This window comes from Cupriavidus sp. H19C3, assembly GCF_049393815.1.
Lineage (GTDB): Bacteria > Pseudomonadota > Gammaproteobacteria > Burkholderiales > Burkholderiaceae > Cupriavidus.
The window spans coordinates 935,154-961,469 of the sequence record NZ_CP184985.1 but is presented as its reverse complement, the minus strand read 5'-3'; the positions used below and the strand labels follow the sequence as shown (position 1 = coordinate 961,469).

Annotated in this window: 25 protein-coding genes; 9 read left to right on the top strand and 16 right to left on the bottom strand. The window is 65.8% G+C overall.

The window, feature by feature from the left end; all coding sequences use genetic code 11:
* Positions 1–53 precede the first annotated feature (53 nt).
* The gene (gene purL, locus DFLDMN_RS04345) at positions 54–4,112 is read left to right on the top strand and encodes a phosphoribosylformylglycinamidine synthase (RefSeq protein WP_423197272.1); all 4,059 of its coding nucleotides are present in this window, start codon (positions 54–56) and stop codon (positions 4,110–4,112) included.
* 221 nt (positions 4,113–4,333) lie between these two features.
* Positions 4,334–5,338 carry a tripartite tricarboxylate transporter substrate binding protein gene (locus tag DFLDMN_RS04340; protein ID WP_423197271.1) on the top strand — a complete coding sequence of 335 codons (1,005 nt, stop codon included), beginning with the start codon at positions 4,334–4,336 and terminating at the stop codon, positions 5,336–5,338.
* Between the two features lie 159 nt (positions 5,339–5,497).
* On the opposite strand, the gene DFLDMN_RS04335 is transcribed toward DFLDMN_RS04340, so the two are convergent.
* A complete protein-coding gene (locus tag DFLDMN_RS04335; RefSeq protein WP_423197270.1) occupies positions 5,498–5,641 on the bottom strand; it encodes a hypothetical protein in 144 nt (47 codons plus the stop codon).
* 26 nt (positions 5,642–5,667) lie between these two features.
* Positions 5,668–6,144 carry a hypothetical protein gene (locus DFLDMN_RS04330; RefSeq protein WP_423197269.1) on the bottom strand — a complete coding sequence of 159 codons (477 nt, stop codon included), beginning with the start codon at positions 6,142–6,144 and terminating at the stop codon, positions 5,668–5,670.
* 148 nt (positions 6,145–6,292) lie between these two features.
* Between DFLDMN_RS04330 and DFLDMN_RS04325 the strand changes: the two genes are divergently transcribed.
* On the top strand, positions 6,293–7,222 hold the full coding sequence (locus DFLDMN_RS04325; RefSeq protein ID WP_423197268.1) for an alpha/beta fold hydrolase: 930 nt from the start codon (positions 6,293–6,295) through the stop codon (positions 7,220–7,222).
* Between the two features lie 102 nt (positions 7,223–7,324).
* Here DFLDMN_RS04325 and pqqE read toward each other — a convergent pair whose 3' ends face one another.
* The 14 genes from pqqE to DFLDMN_RS04255 all read right to left on the bottom strand — a co-directional run bounded on the left by pqqE (position 7,325) and on the right by DFLDMN_RS04255 (position 18,697).
* Positions 7,325–8,488, bottom strand: coding sequence for a pyrroloquinoline quinone biosynthesis protein PqqE (pqqE, locus tag DFLDMN_RS04320; protein ID WP_423197267.1), 1,164 nt, complete (start codon positions 8,486–8,488; stop codon positions 7,325–7,327).
* The gene (gene pqqD, locus DFLDMN_RS04315) at positions 8,451–8,711 is read right to left on the bottom strand and encodes a pyrroloquinoline quinone biosynthesis peptide chaperone PqqD (RefSeq protein ID WP_423197266.1); all 261 of its coding nucleotides are present in this window, start codon (positions 8,709–8,711) and stop codon (positions 8,451–8,453) included. The genes pqqE and pqqD overlap by 38 nt, the downstream gene beginning before the upstream one ends.
* Positions 8,708–9,418: a pyrroloquinoline-quinone synthase PqqC gene (gene pqqC, locus DFLDMN_RS04310; RefSeq protein ID WP_423197265.1), complete on the bottom strand. Its 711-nt coding sequence runs from the start codon at positions 9,416–9,418 to the stop codon at positions 8,708–8,710. The genes pqqD and pqqC overlap by 4 nt, the downstream gene beginning before the upstream one ends.
* Positions 9,412–10,329: a pyrroloquinoline quinone biosynthesis protein PqqB gene (pqqB, locus tag DFLDMN_RS04305; RefSeq protein WP_423197264.1), complete on the bottom strand. Its 918-nt coding sequence runs from the start codon at positions 10,327–10,329 to the stop codon at positions 9,412–9,414. Before pqqB ends, pqqC begins: the two co-directional genes overlap by 7 nt.
* Before the next feature lie 138 nt (positions 10,330–10,467).
* Positions 10,468–10,542 carry a pyrroloquinoline quinone precursor peptide PqqA gene (gene pqqA / locus DFLDMN_RS04300; RefSeq protein WP_109582639.1) on the bottom strand — a complete coding sequence of 25 codons (75 nt, stop codon included), beginning with the start codon at positions 10,540–10,542 and terminating at the stop codon, positions 10,468–10,470.
* Positions 10,543–10,636: 94 nt separating this feature from the next.
* Positions 10,637–11,479: a GntR family transcriptional regulator gene (locus tag DFLDMN_RS04295; RefSeq protein WP_423197263.1), complete on the bottom strand. Its 843-nt coding sequence runs from the start codon at positions 11,477–11,479 to the stop codon at positions 10,637–10,639.
* Between the two features lie 92 nt (positions 11,480–11,571).
* Positions 11,572–12,321, bottom strand: coding sequence for an aspartate/glutamate racemase family protein (locus DFLDMN_RS04290; protein ID WP_423197262.1), 750 nt, complete (start codon positions 12,319–12,321; stop codon positions 11,572–11,574).
* A gap of 40 nt (positions 12,322–12,361) precedes the next feature.
* Positions 12,362–13,855, bottom strand: coding sequence for an NCS1 family nucleobase:cation symporter-1 (locus tag DFLDMN_RS04285; RefSeq protein WP_423198309.1), 1,494 nt, complete (start codon positions 13,853–13,855; stop codon positions 12,362–12,364).
* Positions 13,856–14,042: 187 nt separating this feature from the next.
* Entirely contained in the window at positions 14,043–14,336 is a 294-nt protein-coding gene (locus DFLDMN_RS04280; protein ID WP_423197261.1) for a hypothetical protein, read from the bottom strand.
* Positions 14,337–14,523: 187 nt separating this feature from the next.
* Entirely contained in the window at positions 14,524–15,318 is a 795-nt protein-coding gene (locus DFLDMN_RS04275; RefSeq protein ID WP_423197260.1) for a peptidylprolyl isomerase, read from the bottom strand.
* Positions 15,319–15,546: 228 nt separating this feature from the next.
* Complete coding sequence (locus DFLDMN_RS04270) at positions 15,547–15,825, bottom strand: BolA family protein (RefSeq protein WP_423197259.1); 279 nt, start codon at positions 15,823–15,825, stop codon at positions 15,547–15,549.
* Between the two features lie 89 nt (positions 15,826–15,914).
* Positions 15,915–16,460: a septation protein A gene (locus tag DFLDMN_RS04265; RefSeq protein ID WP_423197258.1), complete on the bottom strand. Its 546-nt coding sequence runs from the start codon at positions 16,458–16,460 to the stop codon at positions 15,915–15,917.
* Between the two features lie 108 nt (positions 16,461–16,568).
* A complete protein-coding gene (gene msrB, locus DFLDMN_RS04260; RefSeq protein WP_423197257.1) occupies positions 16,569–17,021 on the bottom strand; it encodes a peptide-methionine (R)-S-oxide reductase MsrB in 453 nt (150 codons plus the stop codon).
* A gap of 92 nt (positions 17,022–17,113) precedes the next feature.
* Positions 17,114–18,697 (bottom strand): protein adenylyltransferase SelO, encoded by a 1,584-nt coding sequence (locus tag DFLDMN_RS04255; RefSeq protein WP_423197256.1) that lies wholly within the window; start codon positions 18,695–18,697, stop codon positions 17,114–17,116.
* Positions 18,698–19,139: 442 nt separating this feature from the next.
* Between DFLDMN_RS04255 and DFLDMN_RS04250 the strand changes: the two genes are divergently transcribed.
* The 6 genes from DFLDMN_RS04250 to DFLDMN_RS04225 all read left to right on the top strand — a co-directional run bounded on the left by DFLDMN_RS04250 (position 19,140) and on the right by DFLDMN_RS04225 (position 26,064).
* The gene (locus DFLDMN_RS04250; protein WP_423197255.1) at positions 19,140–20,765 is read left to right on the top strand and encodes a 3-(methylthio)propionyl-CoA ligase; all 1,626 of its coding nucleotides are present in this window, start codon (positions 19,140–19,142) and stop codon (positions 20,763–20,765) included.
* A gap of 67 nt (positions 20,766–20,832) precedes the next feature.
* Positions 20,833–22,083: a branched-chain amino acid ABC transporter substrate-binding protein gene (locus DFLDMN_RS04245; RefSeq protein ID WP_423197254.1), complete on the top strand. Its 1,251-nt coding sequence runs from the start codon at positions 20,833–20,835 to the stop codon at positions 22,081–22,083.
* A gap of 122 nt (positions 22,084–22,205) precedes the next feature.
* Positions 22,206–23,153, top strand: a complete 948-nt coding sequence (locus DFLDMN_RS04240) for a branched-chain amino acid ABC transporter permease (protein WP_423197253.1) — start codon at positions 22,206–22,208, stop codon at positions 23,151–23,153.
* A gap of 66 nt (positions 23,154–23,219) precedes the next feature.
* The gene (locus tag DFLDMN_RS04235; protein ID WP_423198308.1) at positions 23,220–24,578 is read left to right on the top strand and encodes an ABC transporter permease subunit; all 1,359 of its coding nucleotides are present in this window, start codon (positions 23,220–23,222) and stop codon (positions 24,576–24,578) included.
* Positions 24,575–25,351, top strand: a complete 777-nt coding sequence (locus tag DFLDMN_RS04230; protein WP_423197252.1) for an ABC transporter ATP-binding protein — start codon at positions 24,575–24,577, stop codon at positions 25,349–25,351. The genes DFLDMN_RS04235 and DFLDMN_RS04230 overlap by 4 nt, the downstream gene beginning before the upstream one ends.
* A complete protein-coding gene (locus tag DFLDMN_RS04225) occupies positions 25,351–26,064 on the top strand; it encodes an ABC transporter ATP-binding protein (protein WP_423197251.1) in 714 nt (237 codons plus the stop codon). Before DFLDMN_RS04230 ends, DFLDMN_RS04225 begins: the two co-directional genes overlap by 1 nt.
* The last annotated feature ends 252 nt before the right edge of the window (positions 26,065–26,316 follow it).

Here is a 26,316-nt window from a genome sequence, read left to right as displayed (position 1 = left end):
CAGCGGTGCCGGCGGCCGCTGCCCCTACCTCCTGCCTCCCGACCGCAACGATCATGGCGCATTTTTCGTGCTTCCCCGGCCCATTGGCGCTTTCCGCCTTCCGCCAGCAACGCCTCCTCACCGCCCTCAGGCAGATCGACGCCGATATCGAATCGGTGCATGGACAATTCCTCCACTTCGTCGATGCCAACGCCCCGCTGTCCGCCGATGACCAGGGCCGTATCGCGGCGCTGCTGACCTATGGCGCGCCGTTCGCCGAACCGGGCGAGGGCGACCGCTTCGTCGTCATTCCGCGCTTCGGCACGATCTCGCCGTGGGCCAGCAAGGCGACCGACATCGCGCACAACTGCGGCCTGACCCATGTGCACCGCATCGAGCGTGGCATCGAGATCACCGTGATCTGCAAGAAGGGCCTGCTGCGCGGCCGCAAGACGCTCGACGCGGACACCCGCGCCGCCGTGGCCGCCCATCTGTTCGACCGCATGACCGAGACCGTGATCGGCTCGCGCGAGGAAGCCGCCGGGCTGTTCCAGGAACTGCCGGCCAAGCCGCTGCAGTTTGTCGATATCAGCGGCGGCCGTGCCGCGCTGGTGGAGGCGAATACGGCCATGGGCCTGGCGCTGTCCGAGGACGAGATCGACTACCTGCTGGAGGCCTACGCCCGACTGGGGCGCAATCCGACCGACGTCGAGCTCATGATGTTCGCGCAGGCCAATAGCGAACACTGTCGCCACAAGATCTTCAATGCCACCTGGACCATCGACGGTGTGAGCCAGGACAAGTCGCTGTTCGCGATGATCCGCAATACGCACCAGCTGAACCCGCAGGGTTCGATCGTGGCGTACTCGGACAACTCGGCCGTGATGGAAGGCGACGTCGCCGAGCGCTGGTTCCCGCGCGGCGACGACCAGCGCTATGGCCGCCACGAGGCGCTGACCCATACGCTGATGAAGGTGGAAACGCATAATCACCCGACCGCGATTTCGCCGTTCCCGGGCGCCTCCACGGGGGCCGGCGGCGAGATCCGCGATGAGGGGGCGACCGGCCGCGGCGCCAAGCCCAAGGCGGGCCTGACCGGCTTTACGGTATCCAACCTGATGCTGCCCGACGCCGTGGAGGCGTGGGAAAATGCGCGCGATGCCGCCCAGCCGGTGGCGCACCGCAATCCCGACGACAAGCCGGGCGTGACCGGCAAGCCGGACCGCATCGCGTCGCCGCTGCAGATCATGATCGAAGGCCCGCTCGGCGGCGCCGCGTTCAACAACGAATTCGGCCGCGCCAACCTCGGCGGCTACTTCCGCGTGTACGAGCAGAATGTCGGCGGCACCGTGCGCGGCTATCACAAGCCGATCATGATTGCCGGCGGCATCGGCAATATCGACGCCTCCCATACGCACAAGCAGGAGCTGCCGCCCGGCACGCTGCTGATCCAGCTGGGCGGCCCCGGCATGCGCATCGGCATGGGTGGTGGTGCGGCCAGCTCGATGGCCACCGGCACCAATACCGCCGATCTGGACTTCGATTCGGTGCAGCGTGGCAACCCCGAAATGGAGCGCCGTGCCCAGGAAGTGATCAACGCCTGCTGGCAACTGGGCGATGCCAACCCGATCCTGTCGATCCACGACGTGGGCGCCGGTGGTCTCTCCAATGCGTTCCCGGAAGTGGTGGACGGTGCCGGCCGCGGCGCACGTTTCGACCTGCGCAAGGTGCATCTGGAAGAGTCCGGCCTGTCGCCGGCGGAGATCTGGTGCAACGAATCGCAGGAGCGCTATGTGCTGGCGATCGCGCCGGACGATTTTTCGCGCTTCCAGGCCATGTGCGAGCGCGAGCGCGCGCCGTTCGCCGTGGTCGGTATCGCCACCGAGGAAAAGCAGCTGCAGCTGGTCGATGCCGAGGTCGATGCTTCCATGAAGGAGCACTTCACCGTCGACATGCCGATGGATGTGCTGCTTGGCAAGCCGCCGCGCATGCACCGCGACGTCACGCGCGTGGCGCAGTCCCTGCCGCCGGTCGACGTCACCGGTATCTCGCTGGAGCAGGCCGTGCGCGACGTGCTGCGCCATCCGACCGTGGCCAGCAAGTCGTTCCTGATCACGATTGGCGACCGCACCGTGGGCGGCATGAACGCGCGCGACCAGATGGTCGGCCCGTGGCAGGTACCGGTGGCGGACGTGGCGGTGACCACGCTCGACTACAAGGGCCGTGCCGGCGAGGCGATGACGATGGGCGAACGCACGCCGCTGGCGGTCATCGACGCCCCGGCATCGGGCCGCATGGCCATCGGCGAGGCACTGACCAATCTGGCCGCCGCGTCGGTCAAGGACCTGGGCAAGGTCAAGCTGTCCGCCAACTGGATGGCCGCATGCGGCGTGGCCGGTGAAGACGCACGACTGTACGACACCGTGCACGCGGTGGGCATGGAACTGTGCCCGGCACTCGGCATCAGCATTCCGGTGGGCAAGGATTCGTTGTCGATGCGCACCAAGTGGCAGGACACCGAAGGCGGCAAGACCGTCGACAAGGAAGTGGTGGCGCCGGTCTCGCTGATCATCTCGGCCTTTGCCGCGGTGGACGACGTCAATCGCACGCTGACGCCGCAACTGCGCACCGACCAGGGCGACACGGTGCTGATCGCGGTCGACCTCGGCCGCGGCAAGAACCGCCTGGGCGGCTCGATCCTGGCGCAGGTCACCCAGCAGGTGGGCGACAGCGTGCCGGACGTGGACCATGCCGAGGACCTGAAGAACTTCTTCAACGTGATCCAGCGCCTCAACCGCGAGGACAAGCTGCTGGCCTACCATGACCGTTCCGATGGCGGCTTCATGGCGGCGGTGGCCGAGATGGCCTTTGCCGGCCACTGCGGCGTGTCGCTCAACGTCGACATGCTGACGCTCGACCCCAGCCAGGAACAGGACTACGGCGACGCCAAGAACTGGGCGCAGCAGGTCGCGGAGCGCCGCAACGACCAGACCCTGCGCGCGCTGTTCTCGGAAGAACTCGGCGCGGTGATCCAGGTGCGCGCGGATCAGCGCGATGCCGTGTTTGGCGTGCTGCGCGAGGCCGGTCTGTCGGCCTGCAGCCATGTCATCGGCAAGCCCAATACCAGCGACCAGATCGAAATCTATCGGGATGCCAAGAAGGTGTATGGCGCCGCCCGTACCGATCTGCAGCGCAACTGGGCCGAAGTCAGCTGGCGCATCGCGCGCCTGCGTGACAACCCGGCCTGTGCCGACAGCGAATACGACCGCCTGCTCGATGCCAACGATCCCGGCATCAGCCCGGTGCTGACCTTCGATCCGGTCGAGGATATCGCCGCCCCGTATATCGCCACCGGCCAGCGTCCGCGCGTGGCGATCCTGCGCGAGCAGGGCGTCAACTCGCAGATCGAGATGGCCTACAGCATGGACCGTGCGGGCTTTGACGCGCATGACGTGCATATGAGCGACCTGATTGCCGGCCGCGCCAGTCTGGCCGACTTCAAGGGCTTTGTGGCGTGCGGCGGTTTCAGTTATGGCGACGTGCTCGGTGCCGGTGAGGGTTGGGCCAAGACCATCCTGTTCAATGCGCAGATGGCCGAGCAGTTTGCGGCGTTCTTCAATCGGCAGGATACGTTTGCGCTGGGCGTCTGCAATGGCTGCCAGATGCTGAGCAACCTTGCCCCGATCATCCCGGGCGCGAATGCGTGGCCGAAGTTCACGCGCAACCAGTCCGAGCAGTACGAAGCGCGCTTTGTCACGGTGCAGGTGGAGCAGTCGCCGTCGATCTTCTTTGCCGGCATGGAAGGCAGCCGCATTCCGATCGTGGTGGCGCATGGCGAGGGCTTTGCGGACTTCTCGCAGCAAGGCGATATCGGCGCGGCCAAGGTGGCGCTGCGTTTTGTCGACAACCTCGGCAATGTTACGCAGACGTATCCGCTCAACCCCAACGGGTCGCCGCAGGGGATTACCTCGGTGACCACCGTCGACGGCCGCTTTACCGCGTTGATGCCCCATCCGGAGCGGGTGTTCCGTGCTGCCACCATGAGCTGGGCGCCGGACGCCTGGAAGCAGGTGGCCGATGGCGGCAGCCCCTGGATGCGCATGTTCCGCAACGCGCGCAAGTGGGTGGGGTAATCCCGCGCACGGACTGAAGAAAGCCCGCCGGCAGGCAACTGCGGCGGGCTTTTTTGTTTTTCGGGGTTTTCCCGGAAATGCAGCGCTGGCATGGCGCCGATGAAATCGGTGGATAAGGGCGGGGTAGCGGTCACGGGGTTCGACCACGGCGCGGGGGCATGGGCATACTGGGCCGGTGCCAAGACCGGATCCGAATCCGGCGGATACCCAAAGGAGACCCTATGCAACGCCGTAGCCCGTTCCGTCGTTCCCTGAAGCTTGCGCTGGCCATGGTTGCCGGCGCTACCTCGCTCGCTTTCCCTGCCGTGTATTCGGTCGCCCATGCCGCCGATGAATTTCCGACCCGACCGATCCGGCTGATCGTGCCGTATGGCGCGGGCGGCGTGACCGACCAGGTGGGCCGCGCCCTGGCCGATGCCGCCGGCCGCGAACTGGGCCAGCCGATCGTGGTGGAAAACAAGCCCGGCGTCAGCGGCACGCTTGGCGCCACGCAGATGGTTTCCACGGAGCCCGACGGCTATACCCTCAGCATGGCGCCGGTGGTCATCTTCCGTCTGCCGCATGTGCAGAAGATGCGTTACGACCCGCTCAAGGACCTGACCTACATCTCGATGGTGGCCGACTACAACTTTGCCGTCGCGGTGAAGAAGGATGCGAAATGGCAGACCATGCAGGAACTGCTGGCCGATGCCAAGGCAAATCCACGCGGCATCAGCTATGGCACCACGGGCATCTACGGTAGCCAGCATCTGACGATTTCCGAGCTGGCGCGCGTGACGCAATCGAACTGGACCCATGTGCCGTACAAGGGCGATGCGGAAGCCATCACCGCCTTGCTGAGCGGGTCGTCGGACGTGGCGGTGCTGTCCAATACGCTGCTGCCCTATGTGCAGAGCGGGCAGATGCGCGTGCTGGCCACGCTATCGGAGAAGCGCGCCGCGGACTTTCCGAATGCGCCCACGCTAAAGGAGATCGGCTATCCGGTATGGTCGAACTCGCCGTTCGGCATTATCGGACCGGCCGGGATGAAACCGGCCGTGGTCAGGCGCCTCGACGACGCGTTCCGCAACGCGCTCAAGGATCCCAAGCTTCTCAACGTGACGCGGCAATACGGCATGGACACCAACTACATGGGACCGGAGCAGTACGACGCATACGCGAAGAAAGCCTTCCATAGCGAAGGCGAGATCATCAAGCGGCTGGCGGAGGCGATGAAGGGGCAATAAGGCAATAGGGCAGTAGGGCAGTAGGGCTATAGAGCTATATGGCTATATGGCTATATGGCTATAGGGCGCTAGCCGTGGCGATATCCCCACCCGGAGTGGGCAGCACGGCCGCGATGGCACGCGTTGCCCACTCCGGTCGCCTGGCCCTGGCCGGCTCCGCTAGCGCAACTCGAGCGCAATCAGCACCAGGGAAACCGCAGTGACGACGGCCACTGCGGACGTCAGGCCCAGGAACAGGACGCCATACATGGCGCCCTCGCGAAAGTCGCTGTCCGTGGTGAGTCGTTCAATGAAGTACCGCATCTATCCCTCCTGCGTGGCGTCAAACGTTAGTGCGCGATGATCCAAAGCGCTGCAAATATGACGGCGGAAACCAGGGCGCCGCCGATCGATGCCTGCACGAGCGCGTGGTCGGCGCGCTCGTCCCTGTGCTGCGAGGCTTCCGCGGTCTTGATCAGCACGGTTGCCGCGGCCATGCAGAGCAGGACCACGTCAACGCTGAACAGGGTCCAGACCAGGCGAACCTTCCACCGAGGCAGGTCTTGCCCAATGAGCTCCGTCGCGGCATGGCAACTGGCGGCGGACATTGCGATGACCGTCCACAGGAGCTGTCCGTCCCTGATCGAGCGAAACAGAACGCGATCGCTCTTCGCGCGAAATGTCGTGCTGAATCGCATCAACGGCAGTAACACGACTGGCGCCAGCGACGGTACCGCGATGCTGATGAAGAACCAGCTCGCGAAGGTGAAGGCGTCGGTCATGTCGAGGTCGCTCATGTCGAGGTCGCTCATGTCGAGGTCGGTCATGTCGAGAAATCGCTCGTGTGGCAAGTCGTATGGACGCTTGCCACGGGGGACGGGAAGTACACGAGAACGAGATGCCGGCTATGCTATGCGCATGAGGTCGTGCAGCCAAGCGCGCATACGTTAAATTTTGTTGAAACGGGAAGGGCCTGTGACGTCATCGTTCTACCTTCGTCGGCCCGATGTACATCGTCTGCATGTGTCCATCGCCGGACCTTCAAATGGCGAGCCCTGGCTCGTGTTGCATGGCGGTCCTGGCAGCAGTTGCCACCCCGGCATGCTCGCGTGGTTCGACCTCGCGCGGCATCGCGTCGTCATGCCGGACCAGCGTGGCGCGGGCCGGTCGAAGCCCGCGGGAGCGTTGCGGCGCAATACCGTATCGGCCCTGATCGCGGATCTCGAGGCCTTGCGCAAGCACCTCGGCATTGTGCGCTGGAGCGTGGTAGGCGGCTCGTGGGGCGCGGCGCTGGCGCTGGCGTATGCGGGAAGGCATCCGGAGGCAGTCGCGCGCATCGTGCTGCGCGGGAGTTTTCTGACCGGCTGGGACGATATTCTCAGATTGTTCTCACCGCGCCAGCGCGGCGCGCTGATGCTGCATGGGCTGCCGCGCCACGGTGCGCGCATGACCCATGCGCAAGCGGCCTTCGGCGCGGTGGTGGCGCGGCTGCTGCAAGGGACCCGCCACGCGCAGGCGCAGCTCGCGGCTGGCTATGCGCGCGTCGAACGCAGCGCGCTGAGGTTGCCGCAGCCCAGGCACGTGCGCACGACGGCGCGGCAGCGTGCGGCGCAACGGCACAAGTACCGGATCCAGGCGCATTACCTGCGTCACCGGGCCTGGCTGGGCAAGCCGGCGGTGCTGGCCGCCGCGCGGATCGCCGCGCTGCGCGGCATTCCGGTGACGATCCTGCACGGCCGCCACGACCGCGTCTGTCATCCGCGCAATGCCCGGCGCCTCCGGCAGGTCATGCCGCAGGCAAGGCTGGAGTGGATCGATGCGGGGCATCTGCCGGCCGGCAAGATGGCCGCTGCGTTGAAGCGCGCGATTGCGGCCCCTGCAGACCCCAATCCTGGCGCGCGATGACGTGCGCCAATGCGCGCCATGGCGACACCGCGGGCCGCTGCGCCGATTCAGGCCGACTCAAGCCGACTCAAGCCGAATCACGCCACTGCGCCGCGCGCGACCTCAGCGCTGGCGCGCGCTGAGCCGGCGCGACGCGGCATCGGCGCGAAACACGAGCGGGGCCTCCACCGGCGCGGGATGCTGGCTCTGCAGCACCACCTCGCGCACGCGGTCATGGTCTGGCGACTTGTCGCACACCGGATCGGTGCGCGTAGGGTCGCCGGTCAGCAGATAGGCCTGGCAGCGACAGCCGCCAAGATCGTTCTCGCGCTCGTCGCACGAGCGGCAGGGCTCCGGCATCCACGCCGTGCCACGGAAGCGCTGGAAGGCGTCGCTGCGATACCAGATGTCCGCCAGCGACTGTTCGGTGACGTGCGGCAACGTGAGCCCCGGCAGCCCGCGCGCGGCATGACACGGCATGGCGGCGCCATCGGGCGCCACGCCGAGAAACACCGAGCCCCAGCCATTCATGCATTTCTTGGGACGTGTCTCGTGGTAGTCGGGCACCACGAACAGGATGCGGCAGCGCTTGCCGATGCGCGCGCGGTACGACTCGACCACTGCTTCGGCCTCGCGCAGCTGCGCGGCGGTCGGCATCAGCGCGAGGCGGTTTTCCCAGGCCCAGCCGTAATACTGCGTATTCGCCAGTTCGAGATACTCGGCCCCCATCTCCAGCGCCATGTCGATGATCGCGCCCACGTGCGGCAGGTTGAAGCGATGAAGCACGCAGTTGAGCACCATCGGATAGCCATGGGCCTTGATCAGCCCGGCCACACGTTGCTTGAGCGCGAAGGTGCGCGTACTCGAGAGGAAGTCGTTCATCTCGCGCGTCGAATCCTGGAACGACAGCTGGATATGATCGAGCCCGGCTTCGCGCAAGGCCGCCAGGCGGGCATCGGTGAGACCGACGCCCGAGGTGATCAGGTTGGTGTAGAAGCCCAGTTGCCGCGCATGGGCGACCAGGGCTTCGAGGTCCTCGCGCAGCAGCGGCTCACCGCCCGAGAACCCGAGCTGCGCGGCACCCAGCGCGCGCGCTTCGGTCAGAACGCGCTGCCATTGCCCGGTGTCGAGCTCGCGCGCGTGACGTGCGTAGTCGAGCGGGTTGTAGCAGAACGCGCAGTGCAGCGGGCAGCGGTAGGTCAGCTCCGCCAGCAACCACAGCGGCGGACTGACGGGTAGCGGCGCCGGCTCAGACCAGCCAGCCGCGTTCGCAGGCGTGCTTGACAAAGGTTTCCACCTCCCCCGCAATGCCCTCGACGCCGAAGGCCTGCTGCAGTTCGTCGACCATCATGTCCACCGTATGCGCGCCGTCGCAGCGCTGAAGTATCGCCGCCGCGCTGTCGTTGAGCTTGACCATGCCTTCCGGGTAGAGCAGGACCCACGCCTTCTGGGCCTCTTCCCACTGCAGCCGGTAGAGCTTGTCGAGCCGGGGCATCGAGATGTCGTTCATCGAGGATACGCCTTTTCCACCGCGTCGAGCATCGCCCACAGGATGTCGAGCTTGAACTGGAGAATCTGTACGGCACGGTCCTGCTCCGCAGGCGTGCGGAAATAGTCGAGCGTGACGCGCAGGCCGTGGTCGACATCCCGCTGGGCCAGCGGAATGCGCGAGCGGAAATAGGCGAGGCCCTCGGGCTGGATCCACGGATACTGCTCGGGCCACCCGGCCAGCCGCTCCTTGTGGATGGCCGGCGCGAACATCTCCGTCAGCGACGAGCAAACCGCTTCCTGCCACGGCGCGCGCCGCGCAAAGTTGACATAGGCATCCACCGCGAAGCGCACCCCGGGCAGCACGAGTGCCTGCGACCACAATTGCTCGCGCGTCAGGCCGACCGCCTCGCCCAGCCGGGTCCAGGCCTCGATGCCGCCGGGTTCGGTGTCGGTGCCGTCGTGGTCGAGGATGCGGATCACCCATTCGCGGCGCGTGTCGCGATCGGGGCAATTGGACAGGATGGCCGCGTCCTTGAGCGGAATGTTGACCTGGTAGTAGAAGCGGTTCGCCACCCAGCCGCGGATCTGCTCCGGCGAGCACTGGCCGCTGGCCATGCGGCGGTTGAACGGATGATGGATGTGGTAGCGCGACTCCATGCCGCGCAGCCGCGCTTCGAACGCGGCGCGATCCTGTGCGGATACCGGGGGAGGCGGGGCGGTCACCATGCGATCTCCATGCCGTCGAAAGCCACCTCGATGCCATGCGCGGCCAGTTCGCGCCGCTCGGGCGAGTCTTCCACGAGGATCGGGTTGGTGTTGTTGATGTGGATCAGGATCTTGCGCGCGGCCGGGCATCGGTCCAGCGCTGCAATCATGCCGTCCGGGCCGGTTTGGGCGAGATGGCCCATATCGCGGGCGCGCTTGGACGAGAGGCCGAGCCGCGGCATTTCGTCGTCGGTCCAGAAGGTGCCATCCACAAGGACCACGTCGGCCGCGTCGAGCTCCGCGCGCACCGCCGGTGAGATCGCGCCAAGGCCGGGCGCATAGAACGCGCGGCGGCCCGTGGCGCGATCGACGATGCGCAGGCCGATGTTGTCGCCGGGCTGCGGCGACGCGCGGTTCGGAGAATAGGGCGGCGGCTTGCTGTCGAGGGCAAGCGCGTGAAAGTCGACGCCGGGCAGCCTGGGCACCGTGAACGGCGCCCCATCGGGCGCAAGTTCGACGGTCTCCACGCCACAGTAGTGCGAGAGGATGCCGCGCAGCGGAAAACCCTGGTCGAGATCGCGCAGCACCGTGCGCGTGGCATAGAGCGGCAGCGGCTGGCGATGCTCGCGCAGCATCAGCAGGCCGGTGACGTGATCGATCTGGGCATCCATCAGGAGCACCGCCGCGATGCCGGTATCGCGCACTGCGCGCGCCGGTTGCAGCGCCGGCGTGGCGCGGATCTGCGCCAGCACATCGGGCGACGCGTTGATCAGTAGCCAGTCCTCGCCATTGGCCGAGACCGCAAGCGACGACTGGGTGCGCGCGGTGGCGGCAATGGTGCCGCGACGCACGCCGTCACAGTTGGCGCAATTGCAGTTCCATTGGGGAAAGCCGCCGCCGGCGGCCGAGCCGAGCACGCGTATGGTGGTCATCGCATCCCGTCGAGACTAGCGCGGCATCGGCCCCGGCCCGATCGACCCCGGCGCGGTCCGCGCGGACCGTCATGAAAAAGCCCGCCTCGGGGCGGGCCCTTGCCAGGCAGATGGAGGCGGCGCGCGGGCCGGCCACCATCAGCGGTTGGCGATATACATGGTGATTTCGAAGCCGAAACGCAGATCGGTATAGGCGGGGGTGGTCCAGGTCATCCTTCAACTCCTGAAAAAGAGATAGCAGGCACGTAAAGCATAGACCACGTCGGAGATTCGTGCCGAGACAATCAATGCTGCATCGCGCAAAGGGTTATTCGCGATGGAAAATACTATGAAAGTCGGGGGCGCCATTGTCTCGTGCCGTCAGGTCGAGCGACCCCTCGATATGGCGCAGGTGGTCCGCCATCAGCGCCTCGGCCCGGGCGGCATCGCGCTGCTCGATGGCGTCGATCAGGTCGCGGTGCTCGTGTTCGGGGCAGGCCGGCGCACCGGGGCGGTCGTACAGCGTGATGATCAGGCATGTGAGCGACACCATTTCGCGCACCAGCTTCTCGAGAATGGCATTGCCGGCGAGCTCGGCCAGCACGATATGGAACGCACCGGACAATCGGATCACCGCGGCGCGGTCGTTGCGCGCCCGCGCGGCGTCTTCCTGCTGCACATGCCGCCGTAGCGTGCGGATCTGCGCGGCGGTGGCCTGGGTGGCCAGCAGGCCGGCCAGTTCGCGCTCGACCATGCGGCGCGCCTGGAACACCTGGCGCGCTTCCTCCACGGTCGGGCTCGAGATAAAGGCGCCGCGATTGGGAATGAGCGTGACGAGTTTCTCGTGCGCCAGGCGCGCAAAAACCTGGCGGATGCGCGCGCGGCTCGCGCCCGTGACCTCGCACAGGCGCTCTTCGACGAGCTTGGTGCCGGCCAGCAGCCGGTGCTCCATGATGGCCGTCAGCAGGTCCTGGTAGATCGATGCGTTGAGCGATGCCTCGCTGGCCGCGGCGTCCAGGCCGCTGGCGCCGCTGTTGCTGCTGTTGCCGCCGCCGTTGCCGGCCACCGCGTCGCTGTGCGCGGCGGCGCCGGCTCGGGTACCGGGCGACCAATCCCCGCTTGAATCGGCGGTACGGGCAGGGGCCGTGGCCGCTTTGCGCTTGGTTGCCATGAAAGGAACGATATGCCCCGTTTCTGTACGGGAATGATGACAAAAGTTGGGCATATCGTACACAAGAATGGCGACGGCGGCCGCGCGCCGCCTCAACTCGGTGCAGCGCAATTCAGTGCATAGGGCGCCAGCATGCCGGTATAGGCCTTGGGCAGCGGCCGCGCCCAGTCGCCATGTTTGCTGGTGGCCAGGCGCAACGACACGAGCGCCTCCGCCAGCTTGACCGCGCAGGCCACGCCGTCGATCACCGGCACGCGCAGCACGTCGGCGATCTCTTCGCACAGATCGGTCATGCCGGCGCAGCCCAGCACGATGCAGTCGCTACGGTCCTCGGCCAGCGCGCGCCGGCATTCGTCCGTGACGATGCGGCGCGCGTCGGAGCCGGGCTTGTCGAGGTCGAGCACGGGCAGCTCGCAGGCGCGCACGTTGCGGCAGAAACGCTGCATGCCGTAGCGCTCGGCCAGGTGCCAGGCGATATTGCAGGTGCGCCCCAGTGTGGTCACCACGCTAAAACCCGTGCCGATCATGCTGGCCGCGTGCATCGCCGCCTCGGCAATGCCGATCACCGGTCCGCGCGCCAGTTCCCGCGCCGCGTAGAGACCCGGATCGCCGAAACATGCGATCACATAGCCGTCCACGTGCGCCTGCTCGCCTTGCCGGATTTCGTCGAGGATGCCCGGTACGCTCAGGGCCTCGTCGTAGTGGCTTTCGATCGAGGCCGGACCCATGCGCGGGCTGACGGCCTCGATGCGGGTGTCGCTGGCGGCCACGGCGCGGGCGCACTGGCCGATCTTGTCGGTCATGCCCTGCGTGGTATTGGGGTTGATGATCTTCAGTTTCATGGCAATGACGATTGACGTATGGGACAGGGTTGCGGCGGCTTCACGCCAGGTGCGACGCCATCATGCGCGGCGCGAGGGCGCGGTACAGCACCAATGCAATCGCCATGCCGATAAACCAGCTGTAGTTGGCCAGCCCCTGCCATGCCGGCACCACCACGCACAGGATCGGAATGATCGCAGCCGGAATCATGGTGGCCACGGCGGCCGGGTTGTAGCCCTTGCGGTACCAGTAGGTGCCGCCCTGGCGCAGCGTGTAGAGGTCGTCCACCTTCACTTGCTGGCGGCGCACCAGGTAGTAGTCGGCGATCAGGATGCCGAACAGCGGACCGATAAAGGCGCCCAGCACGTCGAGCGTGTAATGGATCATGGTCGGGTGGTTGTACAGGTTCCACGGCGTGATGAAGATCGAGGCCACCGCCGCGATCATGCCGCCGGTGCGCCAGCTGATATGCCGGGGCGACACGTTGGAGAAGTCGAACGCCGGCGAGACGAAGTTGGCGACGATATTGATGCCGATGGTCGCCGTCATGAACGTGAACGCGCCGAGCAGCATCGCAAACGTGCTGTCGATATGGCTGACGGTTTCCACCGGGTCGGTGATCAGCTTGCCGAACACCGGCAGCGTGGCCGAGGTGGTGATGACGGTCAGCAGCGAGAAGCCGAGGAAGTTGACCGGCAGGCCCCAGAAGTTGCCGCGGCGCACGGCACGGAAGTCCTTGGCGTAGCGCGAGAAATCGCCGAAGTTCAGCATCGGGCCCGAGAAGTACGACACCACCAGCGCGATGGCGGACAGCATCACGGGCACCGCATCCCAGCCGGTGTATTTGAGAAAGCTCAGCGTGAAGTTGACATTTTCCCAGCCGGCCTTGGCCACCAGCCAGATGGCCAGCGCGATCATCACCACGTAGACCGCCGGCCCGGCCCAGTCGATGAATTTGCGAATGGTCTCCATGCCGGTCCAGAACACCAGGGCTTGCAACACCCACAGCGTCATGAAGGCGCACCAGCCGAGCGTCGACAGCCCGGCAAAGCCGTGCAGCCTGACGTCGGCGTAGGGTGCGAGCGAGGGGAAGAAGTGCAGCGCGAGCACCAGGAACGCGCTCGACGCGAGGTAGGTCTGGATGCCATACCACGCCACCGCGATCAGGCCGCGGATGATGGCCGGGATATTGGCGCCGAGCACACCGAAGGAGGCGCGGCAGATGACCGGATAAGGCGTACCCGTGGCCTGGCTGGGCCTGGCGACGAGGTTGCAGAAGAACTGGACGATCAGGATGCCGATCAGCAGCGAGACGAGCACCTGCCAGCTCGACAGCCCGAGCGCGAACAGGCTGCCCGCGGTGATATAGCCGCCCACGCTGTGGACGTCGGACATCCAGAACGCGAAGATGTTGTAGGTGCCCCAGGTCTGCCTGCGCAGTGGCGCCAGGTCCTCGTTGGTAAGCCGCTCGTCATAGCCAGGCTTGATCAAGGCGTTGCTTTCGGGATGGGCTGTGCCGATGGTATCGATGCCCGGCGCGGATGTCACTTGCATCATGGTCGTCTCCTGAGACCCTGTCGCGCCTTCCTTGGTCGAATTGGCAACAGGATTGTCTACAAAATCGTTCTGTTATGTGAACGAAGTTGTAGGTCACGCGATGACGAGTGTCAACAACGGATTGGGCAAATGCGGGCATTCCCGGAGGGGCGGGCGCGGTAGTCTGAGGCAGGAGGAGGGGCGCCTATGCCGGTGACGCCGGGGACGCCTGTGCCGCTGGACCGGCGGCGGGCTTGAACTGGGCGCTCCAGGGCAGGTAGCGCGAATAGAGCAGGCGCATGCGGTCCGCATCGGGCGGAACCGCGATCTCGCCGCGGATTTCCATGAAGGCGATGGTGGCCTGCAGCAGCTTGGCGTGGGCGTAGCGGTCGCGCACGGGCAGGTGTGCGTGCAGGTTGCGCCAGCGCATGCCCGTGCACTCGACATTGGGCATTCCCAGCGCGCAATAGACGATGCCGCGCGAGTAGAGGTGCCACATATGCCAGTAACTGCTCGCCGCGGCCATCGTCTTGTATCGCCTCCGTGACAGGTGGTCCGATATTACCGAGGCCGTCGGTCAGATGTCATCGTGCAAATGGGCGATTCAGGTCGGACGAGGCCGCACCAGCGGCGCAAAAGCAAAAAAGGCACCTCGCGGTGCCTTTTTTGCGTTCGGGCGTCGATCCTTACTGGATTTTTGCCTTGTCCTTCAGCGACTTCATCATGGCCTGGAACTGCTCGCGCTGCCAGTTCTGGTCGCCCATCAGCATCTGCGTCAGTTGCGGCTTGACTTCCTCGAACGACGGGATCTTGGCCTCGCGCACATCGACCAGCTCGATGATGTGCCAGCCGAACTGCGTCTTGACGGGCGTATCAGTCATCTGGCCCTTCTGCAGGCCGGTCATGGCGGCCGAGAATTCCGGCACGTAGCTGCCGCTGTTGGCCCAGTCGAGGTCGCCGCCATTGGCAGCCGAGCCCGTGTCCTTCGACGAGGCCTTGGCCATGTCCTCGAACTTGGCGCCTGCCTTGATCTTGGCGATGATCGCCTTGGCATCGGCTTCCTTCTCCACCAGGATGTGGCGGGCATGGTATTCCTTGCCGTTGCCGAACTGCGCCTTGATCTTGTCGTATTGCTTGCGCAGTTCCTCGTCGTTGGCGCCGTGGGTCTTGACGTAGTCTTCGAAGACCGCGCCGGCCAGCACGTTCAGGCGGGCCTGCTCGAGTTGTTCCTGGACGTCGTCACGCTGGGTGATGCCGCGCTTGTTGGCCTCCTGCAACAGCAGTTCCCGATCGATCAGCATGGTGCGCGCACGATCCCGCAGCTCGGGGCTCGAGGGCTGGCCGGTGCCGGCGATCAGCTTGTCCAGCTTGGCCGAGGGGATGGGCTTGCCATTCACGACGGCGGCGTTCTGGGCAAAGGCGGGCAGGCTGCCAGCGGCAAGCACAGCGGCCAGGCTGAACGAGAGGACGGTGGTCTTCATGGAATCAGGATCTGAAAGTTGCTGGGGAAGTTGCTGAAGGGCTGAAGGGTGTCGCGCAACCCGTGGTCTTGCAACCGGGTGTTGCGCCAGTCATCGAAAAATGGTCTGCGCGTTCAAATGGTCTGCGCGTTCAAATGGTCTGCGCATTTGAATGTTCTGCGCTTGCCAATGGTCTACGCTCGTTCCCGTGCTGCGTAGGAAAGGCTTCCGCGTACGTAACTCGGGATTCTAGCGCGATTGATATTCCTGGGCCGTAAACGCACTGACGGCCAGGGCATGAATCTGCGCCGGGAACAGGCTGCGCAGCGCATCATACACCATGCGATGGCGCGCTACCCGGCTCTGGCCCGCGAATTGCTCGCTGACGATCGTCACGTCGTAATGACCGCCACCGGACGCCGCGCCGGCATGTCCGGCATGAGCCGCGCTGTCGTCGCGCACGGTCAGGAAGGAAGGGGCGAGCGCCGCGCGCAGCAGCGCCTCGATTTGGGCGGGATCGGCTGCCATGAACAGTCCTGGTAATGAAAGAATAGGTGAGCGACGAGAGCCAGCAGAGGCGCGAGCCTGCGCGCACCTCGAGCCATCGGATCCGGCCCTCAGTCTGGCCGGTTTTCCTGCTCGGGCATATGGCGCGACAGCCAGATGCTCTGCGCGACGATGAACACCACCATCAGCCCCATGCTGCCGAACAGCTTGAAGTTGACCCATGTATCGGTGGAGAACTGATAGGCAACGTACAGGTTCAGCACGCCCATGACCGCGAAAAACGCGGCCCAGGCGGCATTGAGGCGGCCCCATACCGGGTCCGGCAGCGTGACCTGCTTTTCCATCATGGCCCGGATCAGATTCTTGCGCCAGCCCACCGCCGAAGCGATGAGCGTGACCGCGAACAGCCAGTAGAGCACGGTCGGCTTCCATTTGATGAAGGTTTCGTTATGCAGCAGGATGGTGGCCCCGCCGAACACGACGATGATCAGCAGGCTGATCCACTGCATTGGCTCGACCTTGCCGTGGCGCACGCGCACCCAGGCGATCTGGGCGATGGTGGCCGCAATCGCCACGCCGGTGGCGGGATAGATGCCGAACAGCTTGAAGGCGGCAAAGAACAGGATGACCGGAAACAGGTCGAACAGGAATTTCATGCGGGCGGTGGCTCGACGGTAAAGGGTGTGCGGGGTGTGCGGCGGCGCGGCGCCGCACGGTACGCGAAATCCGCGGCGCGTGGCGCCATGGGTGGTCGCCCAGGACGGTCAGCGCTGTGGATCGGGATTGGCGTCCGGACTGCCGGCGGCATCACCCGCGCGGTCGGCCGGATCGCGATCGTCGAATTTTAGCGCAGCCGAGTTGATGCAATAGCGCAGACCGGTCGGCGCTGGACCATCCTCGAACACATGGCCCAGGTGGCTGCCGCATTCCTTGCAGCGAACTTCCACGCGCACCATGCCGTGGCTATGGTCGGCGTGTTCGGCGATGACCTCGCCATGGATGGGGCGGAAGTAGCTCGGCCAGCCGCAGCCGGCATCGAACTTGGTCGACGATTCGAACAGCGGCGTGCCGCAGCCGACGCAATGGTAGATGCCCTGGTCCCAGTGGTCCCAGTACTTGCCGGTGAACGGACGCTCGGTAGCCGCTTCGCGCGTCACGCGATACTCGATGTCGGACAGTTGGGCGCGCCACTCGGCGTCGGTCTTGGTCGTGGTCATGTCGTTTCCTTGTCAGGCCTGGCGATCGTCGCCATCCACCATGAGTCGTGCGAAGGATACCTTGCCTTACAGGGTGGTGCCGCGTCGCCGCGTCACGAGGAACAGCTCACCTCGAGCCCGGCCGCCCAGTCCGGCGGCAACGCGGCATCGTGTTCGGCCTCGGGCTGCTCGTCGAAGGGACGGGACAGCACCGCCAGCAGGCGGTTCACTTCGCTGAAGTCCTTCTCGCGCGCGGCCCGGATGGCGGTTTCGGCCAGATGGTTGCGCAGCACGTATTTAGGGTTGACGGCGCGCATCGCCGCCGCACGCGCGGCATCGTCGGACTGCTCGTTGCGCAGGCGCGCGCGATAACGGTCCGCCCAGGCATCCCATGCGGCCCGGTCGAGGAAGAGGTCGCGCACGGGCGCATCGGTCGCGCCATCCTTCGCCGACACATGGGCGAGGTTGCGCCAGAACAGGGTGTAGTCCACGCGCTGCGCATGCAGGACGCGGAACAGGTCCGTCAGCAGCGTTTCATCGCCGTCGTCGCTGGCGCGCAGGCCGAGCTTGGCACGGTAGTGGCGGAAGAACGCCGCCGCATAGCGGTCGCGGAACGGATCGAGCGCCGCGCGCGCGGCTTCCACGGCAGCGTCCCTGGCCGCCTCCGTGGCCGCCGCCGGATCTCCGTCCGCTGCGGTGCCGGCCGCCACCGGCGCTCGCCACAGCGGCAGCAGCGCCTGCGCCAGGCAATGCAGGTTCCAGTACGCGACCTGCGGCTGCTGACTGTAGGCGTAGCGGCCCTGCTGGTCGGTGTGGTTGCAGATGTGATTGGCGTCGAAGCCATCGAGAAAGCCGAACGGGCCGTAGTCGATGGTCAGCCCGAGAATCGACATGTTGTCGGTATTCATCACGCCATGGCAAAAGCCCACCGCCTGCCAGTGCGCCACCAGATCGGCGGTGCGCAGCGAGACTTCGCGCAGCAGCGCCTGGTACGGCTCGGCTTCGTCGCGGCAAGCCGGGTAGAAGCGGTCGATGATGAAGTCCGCCAGCTGACGCAGCGACGCATGGTCCTCGCGCGCGGCGAAATGTTCGAAATGGCCGAAACGCACGAAGCTCGGCGCGAGGCGCGTGACCACCGCGGCGGTCTCGATGGTTTCGCGGCGGACCGGCGCGTCGGAGCCGACGATGGCGAGCGCGCGCGTGGTCGGCACGCCGAGTGCCGCCATCGCTTCCGAGCACAGGTATTCGCGAATCGACGAGCGCAGCACCGCGCGGCCGTCGGCCATGCGGGAGTACGTGGTCAGCCCGCCGCCCTTGAGCTGGATCTCCCACGGCCCCCGCGCGGTCTGCGCTTCGGCCAGGCGGATCGCGCGGCCGTCGCCGAGCTGTCCGGCCCATACGCCGAACTGATGCCCCGAATAGACCGAGGCGAGCGGATCGGCCCACTCGGGCACGGCATTGCCGCCGAACGTTTCGATAAAGGCCTGCTGCTGCGCCACGCTGCCATCCCAGCCGAGCAGCGCGGCGGCGTCGGGCGCCACGCTGACCAGGTACGGTGACGGCAGCGGCGTAGGCGGCAGCCGGGCAAAAAAGCGTTCGCCAAGCGCGGCAAAACCGGGGGCAGTCGTGAACGGCACGGCGAACGGCGTGCGCGGCATGGCGTGGTCGGGCGTGCTGGCGTCGGGAGAAGGAGGCATGGCGGGGCGAGTGGTCGGCGCGCATGCCATCGATCGTGCGGGCGCGCGTGCCTTGGAAGGCTAGGGAAAACGACATGTTGAGACGCTACATGTCACGCAGTATTGTACTTGCACCGGTTTTCCCCTGTCGGGCAAGGGTTGTCCATCGGTCGCGGTCATGGGCGCGCCGTGCGCCGGATCTGCCGCCGGTGTTCGTGGCGAAGCATGACCGCTATCGATGGCATGCATGACAGGACCGGCATGCTGGCGAAGGAGAGTGCGCTGGCGTGTCCGGCGAACGTGCGTGGCAGCGCGCCGATCCATCGCCACGCGCTGCATTGGTCGGTCCAAAATTAGCACGGTTGTTCGTTTTTTGTTCAACCCACATAACGCCGGGGCCGAGGGAGATCCTGACGGAGATCCTGCCGGACACCCTTATGGAGACCCTTATGGAGACCACTCAATGGCATTGATGGGTCAAATGATGGGCGCGCCGCTGCTCATTTCTTCGATCATCAAACACGCCGCCCGCTATTACGGTTCCACCGAAATCGTGTCGCGGCGAACCGAGGGCGATCTCCACCGCTATACCTACCGCGATTGCGAACTGCGCGCCCGCAAGCTGGCCCAGGCGCTGCAGGCGCTCGGCGTGCAACAGGGCGAACGCATCGGCACGCTGGCCTGGAACGGCTACCGGCACCTGGAGATCTACTACGGCGTGTCGGGCATGGGCGCGGTTTGCCATACGATCAACCCGCGCCTGTTTCCGGAACAGGTCGCCTATATCGTCAATCACGCCGAAGACCGTTACGTGTGCTTCGATGCCACGTTCCTGCCGCTGGTCGAGGGCATCGCCGCGCAGTGCCCGCAGGTGCGCGGCTGGATCCTGCTGGCGGACCGGGACCACATGCCGGCCGAGCCGAAGATACCGCTGCTGTGCTACGAGGACCTGATCGACGCGCAGGATGGCGCGTACGCCTGGCCCGAACTCGACGAGAACCAGGCCTCGAGCCTGTGCTACACCTCGGGCACCACCGGCCATCCAAAGGGCGCGCTTTATTCGCACCGTTCGACGGTGCTGCATTCCTACGCATCGGCGCTGCCCGATGCGCTTGGCTGTTCGGCGCGCGACGTGATCCTGCCCGTGGTGCCGATGTTCCACGTCAATGCCTGGGGCCTGCCGTATTCGGTGCCGCTGGTCGGCGCCAAGCTGGTGCTGCCGGGGCCCAAGCTGGACGGCGCGTCGCTGTACGCGTTGTTCGAGCAGGAGCAGGTGACGTTCTCGGCCGGGGTGCCCACGGTCTGGCTTGGCCTGCTGCAACACGTGCAGGCCAATGGGCTGACGTTCTCGTCGTTCCGCCGCACGGTAATCGGCGGCTCGGCCGCGCCGCCGGCGATGATTCGCGCGCTGGAGGCCCTCGATGTAGAGGTGATCCACGCATGGGGCATGACGGAAATGTCGCCGCTGGGCACCACCTGCAAGCTGCTCGCGCGCCATGCCGCGCTGCCGGAGGAAGAGCGCCACAAGATCCTGGAGACGCAGGGCCGCGTCATCTTTGGTGTCGACATGAAGATCGTCGATGGCGAGGGGCGCGAGCTGCCCTGGGACGGCAAGGCCTTCGGCGACCTGATGGTGCGCGGACCGTGGGTCATCGACCGGTATTTCCGCAACGATGCCAGCGCCCATGTGGACGGCTGGTTTCCCACCGGCGATGTGGCCACCATCAATGAAGACGGCTACATGCAAATCACCGACCGCAGCAAGGACGTGATCAAGTCCGGGGGCGAATGGATATCCTCAATCGATATCGAGAATGTGGCCGCCGCGCATCCGGCGGTACATATGGCCGCCTGCATCGCCGTGCATCACCCGAAGTGGGATGAGCGGCCGCTGCTGGTGGTGATGAAGCGCGCGGGCATGGATGTCTCGCGCGAGGCGTTGCTGCAGTTTTTCGAGGGCAAGGTCGCCAGGTGGTGGATTCCGGACGACGTCGCCTTTGTCACCGATATCCCGCTGACCGCGACCGGCAAGATGCAGAAGCTCAAGCTGCGCGAACAGTTCCGGGACTACCGGCTGCCGGCCGCCTGAGGCGGGTCGGACCATTCCAGGCGGCCCCGCGGGGCACCGCCCACGACAACAAGTGAAGGAGACAGGCATGACCAAGATGCATCCGCTGGCAGCAGCCATGGCGGTGGTGGCGGCATTCGGTTCCTCGCTGGCTTCCACGGCGATGGCCGATACCGTGAAGATCGCGTTTATCGATCCGTTGTCGGGGCTGATGGCCCCGGTGGGGCAGAACCAGCTCAAGAGCTGGCAGTACGTGGCGGAGCTAGCCAACCAGAAAGGCTGGGGCGGTCCGCACAAGTTCGAGATGGTGGGGTTCGACAACAAGCTGTCGCCGCAGGAAAGCCTGACCATCCTCAAGCAGGTGGCGGACCAGAACATCCGCTATATCGTGCAGGGCAACGGCTCCTCGGTGGGGCTCGCGCTCGAGGATGCGGTGGCCAAGCATAACGAGCGCAATCCGGGCAAGGAAATCGTCTACCTGAACTATGCGGCGGTGGACCCGGACATGACCAACAGCAAATGCAGCTACTGGCATTTCCGGCTGGACGCCAACTCCGACATGAAGATGGAGGCGCTGACCACCTATCTGGCCAAGGATCCCAACGTCAAGAAGGTCTACCTGATCAACCAGAATTATTCGTTCGGGCATCAGGTGGCGCGCGCCGCCAAGGACTACCTCAAGCGCAAGCGGCCCGATATCCAGATCGTCGGCGACGACCTGCACCCGCTCGCGCAGGTCAAGGACTTTGCGCCGTATGCGGCCAAGATCAAGGCGTCCGGTGCCGATACGGTGATCACCGGCAACTGGGGCAGCGATCTTGCGCTGCTGGTCAAGGCGGCCAAGGACGCCGGTCTGACCACCAACTTCTATACGTACTACGCGACCACCACGGGCGTGCCGACGGCGATGGGCGCGGCCGGCGCCGAGCGGGTGCGCTACGTCGGTTACTACAACGCCAACAACAATGGCTTCAAGGGCTCCGAGGTCATCGACGGGTTCAAGAAGAAGTACAACGACGATTTCTACGTGGTGGCGTCGTACACGGGCATCGCGATGCTGGCCAAGGCCATGAAGGACACCAATTCGACCGACCCGGTCAAGGTGGCGCAGGCGCTCGGCGGCATGAAGGTCGACAGCATGAACGGCACGGTGGAGATGCGCGCCAGCGACCACCAGGCGCAGCAGCCGCTGGTGGTGGCGACGTGGACCAAGGTCAACGGCAAGGATGTCCGCTACGACCAGGAAAACACCGGCTATGGCTGGAAAACCAACGCCGTGCTGGACCAGTACGTGGCGGCTCAGCCGACCTCGTGCCAGATGAAGCGTCCGGGCGGCTGAGCGCGGCGTTACCGCTTGGGGTCCGCCCCGCGCGCCGGCGTGCTCGCACGCCGGCCGGCATCGATCCATGAAGTCGGGGGCGGACCGGCAGCACGGTCACGACCTCACACCAGGACATCGCGGTGGAATTCTTCGTCATTTCGCTGTTGAACGGCATCAGCTACGGTCTGCTGCTGTTCATGCTGTCATCGGGGCTCACGCTGATCTTCAGCATGATGGGCGTGCTCAACTTTGCGCACGCGAGCTTCTACATGCTCGGCGCGTACTTCGCCTACACCATCGCGGCCAAGGTGGGCTTCTGGCCGGCGTTGATCCTGGCCCCGGTGCTGGTGGCCGGTGCCGGCGCGCTGGTGGAACGCTTCGGGCTGCGCACCGTGCACAAGTACGGCCATGTGGCCGAGTTGCTGTTCACCTTTGGCCTGGCCTACCTGATCGAGGAGGGCGTCAAGCTCGTATGGGGGCTGGCCGCGGTGCCATACCGGATTCCACCCGAGCTCGACGGGCCGCTGTTCACGGTGTTCACCTCGTCGTTTCCCAAGTATCGCGCCTTCATGATGCTGGTGTCGCTCGGCATGCTGGTGGCAATCTATCTGGTGCTGACGCGCACGCGGATCGGGCTCGTCATCCAGGCCGCGCTGACCCATCCGGAGATGGTGGAGGCGCTGGGTCACAACGTGCCGCGCGTGTTCATGCTGGTGTTCGGCGGCGGGGCCGCGCTGGCCGGGCTGGCCGGGGTGATCGGCGGCAATGCGTTTGTCACCGAGCCGTCGATGGCGGCGGCGGTGGGCTCCATCGTCTTCGTGGTGGCGGTGGTGGGTGGCATGGGCTCGCTGGTGGGCGCGTTTATCGCGTCGGTCCTGATCGGCGTGCTGCAGACCTTTGCGGTCACCATCGACGCCTCGCTGGCCAGCCTGTTCGGCGGTCTCGGGCTGACGGTAACGGACGCCACGCCACTCAGTTCGCTGTGGCAACTGACGGTGTCGCAGGTGGCGCCGGTGCTGCCGTACCTGCTGCTGGTGGTGATGCTGATCGTCCGCCCGCGTGGGCTGATGGGTACCCGGGAGAGCTGAGCGATGGCGTCCACGACCTTGCCGCCCACCCCTGAGCCCACCACCGAGCCCACGCCGGAGGCCACCATGGAGCCCACCTCGGAACCCACCCCGCAGTCCACTCCGCAGTCCACCCCGCAGTCCACTCCGCAGCCTACCACGGCGCGCGCGGTGACCGGGCGCACCCTGCGCTACCGGCCATTCAACCTCGCGCGCTGGCTGATCTGGGGCATGACGGCGCTGCTGATGGCGATCCTGCCGCTGGTGTTCTCCGGTGGCTTCGCCGTGACGCTGCTGTCCCAGATGGGGATCATGATCATTTTCGCGCTGTCGTACAACATGCTGCTCGGGCAGACCGGCATGCTGTCGTTCGGACACGCGGTGTATTCGGGGCTGGGCGCGTTTATCGCGGTGCATGTGCTGAACATGATCGGGGCCGGCAAGGTGTGGTTTCCGGTCTCGCTGCTGCCGCTCGTGGGCGGACTGGCCGGTGCGTTCTTCGGGGTGCTGTTCGGCTATGTGACCACGAAGAAGTCCGGTACCACCTTTGCCATGATCACCATGGGCATCGGCGAGATGGTATTTGCCAGCTCGCTCATGTTTCCCGATTTCTTTGGCGGCGAGGGTGGCATTTCCACCAATCGTGTGGTCGGCGAATCGTTCCTCGGCATCACCTTCGGCCCGGGACGGCAGGTGTACTACCTGATCGCCGCGTGGTGCCTGGTGTCGATGGCGGCGATGTATGCGTGGACGCAGACGCCGCTCGGACGCATTGCCAACGCGGTGCGCGACAACCCCGAGCGTGTGGAATTCATCGGCTACAACACGCAGCGGGTGCGCTACCTGGTGCTGATCCTGTCGGCGTTCTTCGCGGGGATTTCCGGCGCGCTGTCGGCCATCAACTTCGAGATCGTGTCGGCCGAGAACGTCAGCGCGGTACGGTCCGGCGGCGTGCTGCTGGCGGCGTTTATCGGCGGGGCGGGTGTGTTCTTCGGGCCGGTGATCGGCGCGATCGTGTTCATGCTGTTCGCGGTGGCGCTGTCGGACCTGACCAAGGCGTGGCTGCTCTACCTCGGGCTGTTCTTCGTGCTGATGGTGATGTTCGTGCCCGGCGGCATCGCCAGTCTGCTGTTGCGGCAGGTGCCGCTGATCGCGGCGCGGCGCTTCCGGCAGATGCTGCCGTCGTACGGGCAGGGCACGCTGGCGGCGCTGGTGTTGCTCGCGGCGCTGATCCTGACCGTGGAGATGGTCTACAAGGTGCAGGTCGACAGTGCCAATGGCACCGCCATGTCGCTGGCCGGGATCGGCTTCGATGCGGGTACGCCGGTGCCCTGGGTGGTGGCGGCGGTGCTGTGGGCGGTGGGCGCGGTGGCATGGCGGTGGGCGGCGGCGCGGGTGCGCGCGCAGCTTGACCGGATACAGGCGGAAACGGGAGGAAGCGTATGAGCGCAAACGTGCCGGCGCTGGAGTTGACCGACGTGCGCAAGCGGTTCGGCCAGACCGAAATCATCCGCGGCGTGACGCTCGCGGTGGCCCGTGGCGAACGTCATGCCATGATCGGACCCAACGGAGCGGGCAAGTCGACCACGTTCAACCTGATGTCGGGCCGCTTTGCGCCGAGCTCGGGCTCGGTGCGGCTCAACGGGCGCGATATCGGCGGGCTGCGGCCGTTCGAGATCAACCGCCTCGGGCTCTCGCGCAGCTTTCAGATCACCAATATCTTTCACCGGCTGTCGGTGTTCGAGAACCTGCGCTGCGCGGTGCTGTGGTCGCTGGGCTACCGCTATTCGTTCTGGCACCGGCTGTCGGCATTGCGCGATGCGCGCGAGCGGGCCGAGGAGGTGCTGGAGCTGATCGGCATGACCCATCGCCGCCATACCCAGGCCGGACTGTTGACCTACGCGGAACAGCGTGCGCTGGAGATCGGCATCACCATCGCGGGCGGTGCCGAGGTAATCCTGCTCGACGAGCCGACGGCGGGCATGAGCCGATCGGAGTCGGACCATGCGGTGGAGCTGATCCGCAAGGTGACGGCTGGCAAGACGCTGGTGATGGTGGAGCACGACATGAGCGTGGTGTTTGGCCTGGCCGACCGCATTTCGGTGCTGGTCTATGGCGAGGTGATCGCCACCGATACCCCGGCGGCCATTCGCGGTAACGCCAAGGTCAAGGAGGCGTACCTCGGTACCACGCTCGACGACGCCCCGGGGGTGCACTGATGGCTCAACGGATGCTCGACGTCAGCAAGCTGCATGCGTACTACGGCAAGAGCCATATCCTGCATGGCGTGGACCTGCATATCGACGAAGGCGAGATCGTGGCGCTGCTGGGGCGCAACGGCGTGGGACGCTCGACCATGGCCAAGGCGATCCTCGGCATGGTGCGCGCCGAGGGCGCCGTGCGCTTGCGCGGGCAAGACCTGCTGGGCCTGCGCACGTTCGAGATCGCCCATCGCGGGATCGGCTATGTTCCCGAGAACCGCGACATCTTTCCCACGCTGACGGTGCGCCAGAACCTGCAGCTGGGCGAGAAGCGCAACCCGCGCCAGGCCACGCCACGCTGGCGCATGGACGACATGTTCGACATGTTTCCGCGCCTGCGCGAGCGCGCCGAGACGGCCGCCGGCGTGCTGTCGGGCGGTGAACAGCAGATGCTTACGCTGTGCCGCACGCTGATGGGCGACCCCGACCTGGTCCTGATCGACGAACCCACCGAAGGCCTCGCCCCGATGATCGTCGCCCTGGTCGCGGACTTCCTCAAGACCCTCAAGGCACGCGGCGTCTCCGTGCTGCTGATCGAACAGAAACTCGCCATCGCGCTCGACATCTCCCAGCGCGTCTACGTCATGGGCCACGGCCACATCGTGTTCGAAGGGACCCCCGCCGAACTCAAGGCCGACGCCCAGATCCGCAAGGAGTGGCTCGAGGTGTAGCCGCGAGCGCAATGGCAAGCTTGCGGCGAGCAGCGAGAGATGCCGCCGCCATCGGCGGATTTCCTTGGGGTCGACCCGGACAGTCGGGGCCAGGGCCGGGGCTCACCATGCATGGCACGGAAGGCCGGCATGAAGCGCCCGCATGGCGCGGATCTGTGCGTCCAAAATGAAATTGAACGACCGTGCTATTTTGTGTATGCTTGTCCCGCTCATGGCCTCCCAGGCCAGGTGCGGCAAGGGAAGAACACGGAA

What these genes read in the sequence shown, in the direction of transcription:
- DFLDMN_RS04225 (WP_423197251.1), top strand. Translation starts at nt 25,351, where the DNA reads ATGGCTCAACGGATGCTCGACGTCAGCAAGCTGCATGCGTACTACGGC.
- DFLDMN_RS04275 (WP_423197260.1), bottom strand. Translation starts at nt 15,318, where the DNA reads ATGAAGACCACCGTCCTCTCGTTCAGCCTGGCCGCTGTGCTTGCCGCT.
- DFLDMN_RS04245 (WP_423197254.1), top strand. Translation starts at nt 20,833, where the DNA reads ATGACCAAGATGCATCCGCTGGCAGCAGCCATGGCGGTGGTGGCGGCA.
- DFLDMN_RS04250 (WP_423197255.1), top strand. Translation starts at nt 19,140, where the DNA reads ATGGCATTGATGGGTCAAATGATGGGCGCGCCGCTGCTCATTTCTTCG.
- DFLDMN_RS04230 (WP_423197252.1), top strand. Translation starts at nt 24,575, where the DNA reads ATGAGCGCAAACGTGCCGGCGCTGGAGTTGACCGACGTGCGCAAGCGG.
- DFLDMN_RS04330 (WP_423197269.1), bottom strand. Translation starts at nt 6,144, where the DNA reads ATGACCGACCTCGACATGAGCGACCTCGACATGAGCGACCTCGACATG.
- pqqC (WP_423197265.1), bottom strand. Translation starts at nt 9,418, where the DNA reads ATGGTGACCGCCCCGCCTCCCCCGGTATCCGCACAGGATCGCGCCGCG.
- DFLDMN_RS04335 (WP_423197270.1), bottom strand. Translation starts at nt 5,641, where the DNA reads ATGCGGTACTTCATTGAACGACTCACCACGGACAGCGACTTTCGCGAG.
- DFLDMN_RS04340 (WP_423197271.1), top strand. Translation starts at nt 4,334, where the DNA reads ATGCAACGCCGTAGCCCGTTCCGTCGTTCCCTGAAGCTTGCGCTGGCC.
- DFLDMN_RS04235 (WP_423198308.1), top strand. Translation starts at nt 23,220, where the DNA reads ATGGAGCCCACCTCGGAACCCACCCCGCAGTCCACTCCGCAGTCCACC.
- DFLDMN_RS04280 (WP_423197261.1), bottom strand. Translation starts at nt 14,336, where the DNA reads ATGTGGCACCTCTACTCGCGCGGCATCGTCTATTGCGCGCTGGGAATG.
- DFLDMN_RS04290 (WP_423197262.1), bottom strand. Translation starts at nt 12,321, where the DNA reads ATGAAACTGAAGATCATCAACCCCAATACCACGCAGGGCATGACCGAC.
- DFLDMN_RS04255 (WP_423197256.1), bottom strand. Translation starts at nt 18,697, where the DNA reads ATGCCTCCTTCTCCCGACGCCAGCACGCCCGACCACGCCATGCCGCGC.
- DFLDMN_RS04265 (WP_423197258.1), bottom strand. Translation starts at nt 16,460, where the DNA reads ATGAAATTCCTGTTCGACCTGTTTCCGGTCATCCTGTTCTTTGCCGCC.
- DFLDMN_RS04270 (WP_423197259.1), bottom strand. Translation starts at nt 15,825, where the DNA reads ATGGCAGCCGATCCCGCCCAAATCGAGGCGCTGCTGCGCGCGGCGCTC.
- DFLDMN_RS04295 (WP_423197263.1), bottom strand. Translation starts at nt 11,479, where the DNA reads ATGGCAACCAAGCGCAAAGCGGCCACGGCCCCTGCCCGTACCGCCGAT.
- purL (WP_423197272.1), top strand. Translation starts at nt 54, where the DNA reads ATGGCGCATTTTTCGTGCTTCCCCGGCCCATTGGCGCTTTCCGCCTTC.
- msrB (WP_423197257.1), bottom strand. Translation starts at nt 17,021, where the DNA reads ATGACCACGACCAAGACCGACGCCGAGTGGCGCGCCCAACTGTCCGAC.
- DFLDMN_RS04285 (WP_423198309.1), bottom strand. Translation starts at nt 13,855, where the DNA reads ATGCAAGTGACATCCGCGCCGGGCATCGATACCATCGGCACAGCCCAT.
- pqqB (WP_423197264.1), bottom strand. Translation starts at nt 10,329, where the DNA reads ATGACCACCATACGCGTGCTCGGCTCGGCCGCCGGCGGCGGCTTTCCC.
- pqqD (WP_423197266.1), bottom strand. Translation starts at nt 8,711, where the DNA reads ATGAACGACATCTCGATGCCCCGGCTCGACAAGCTCTACCGGCTGCAG.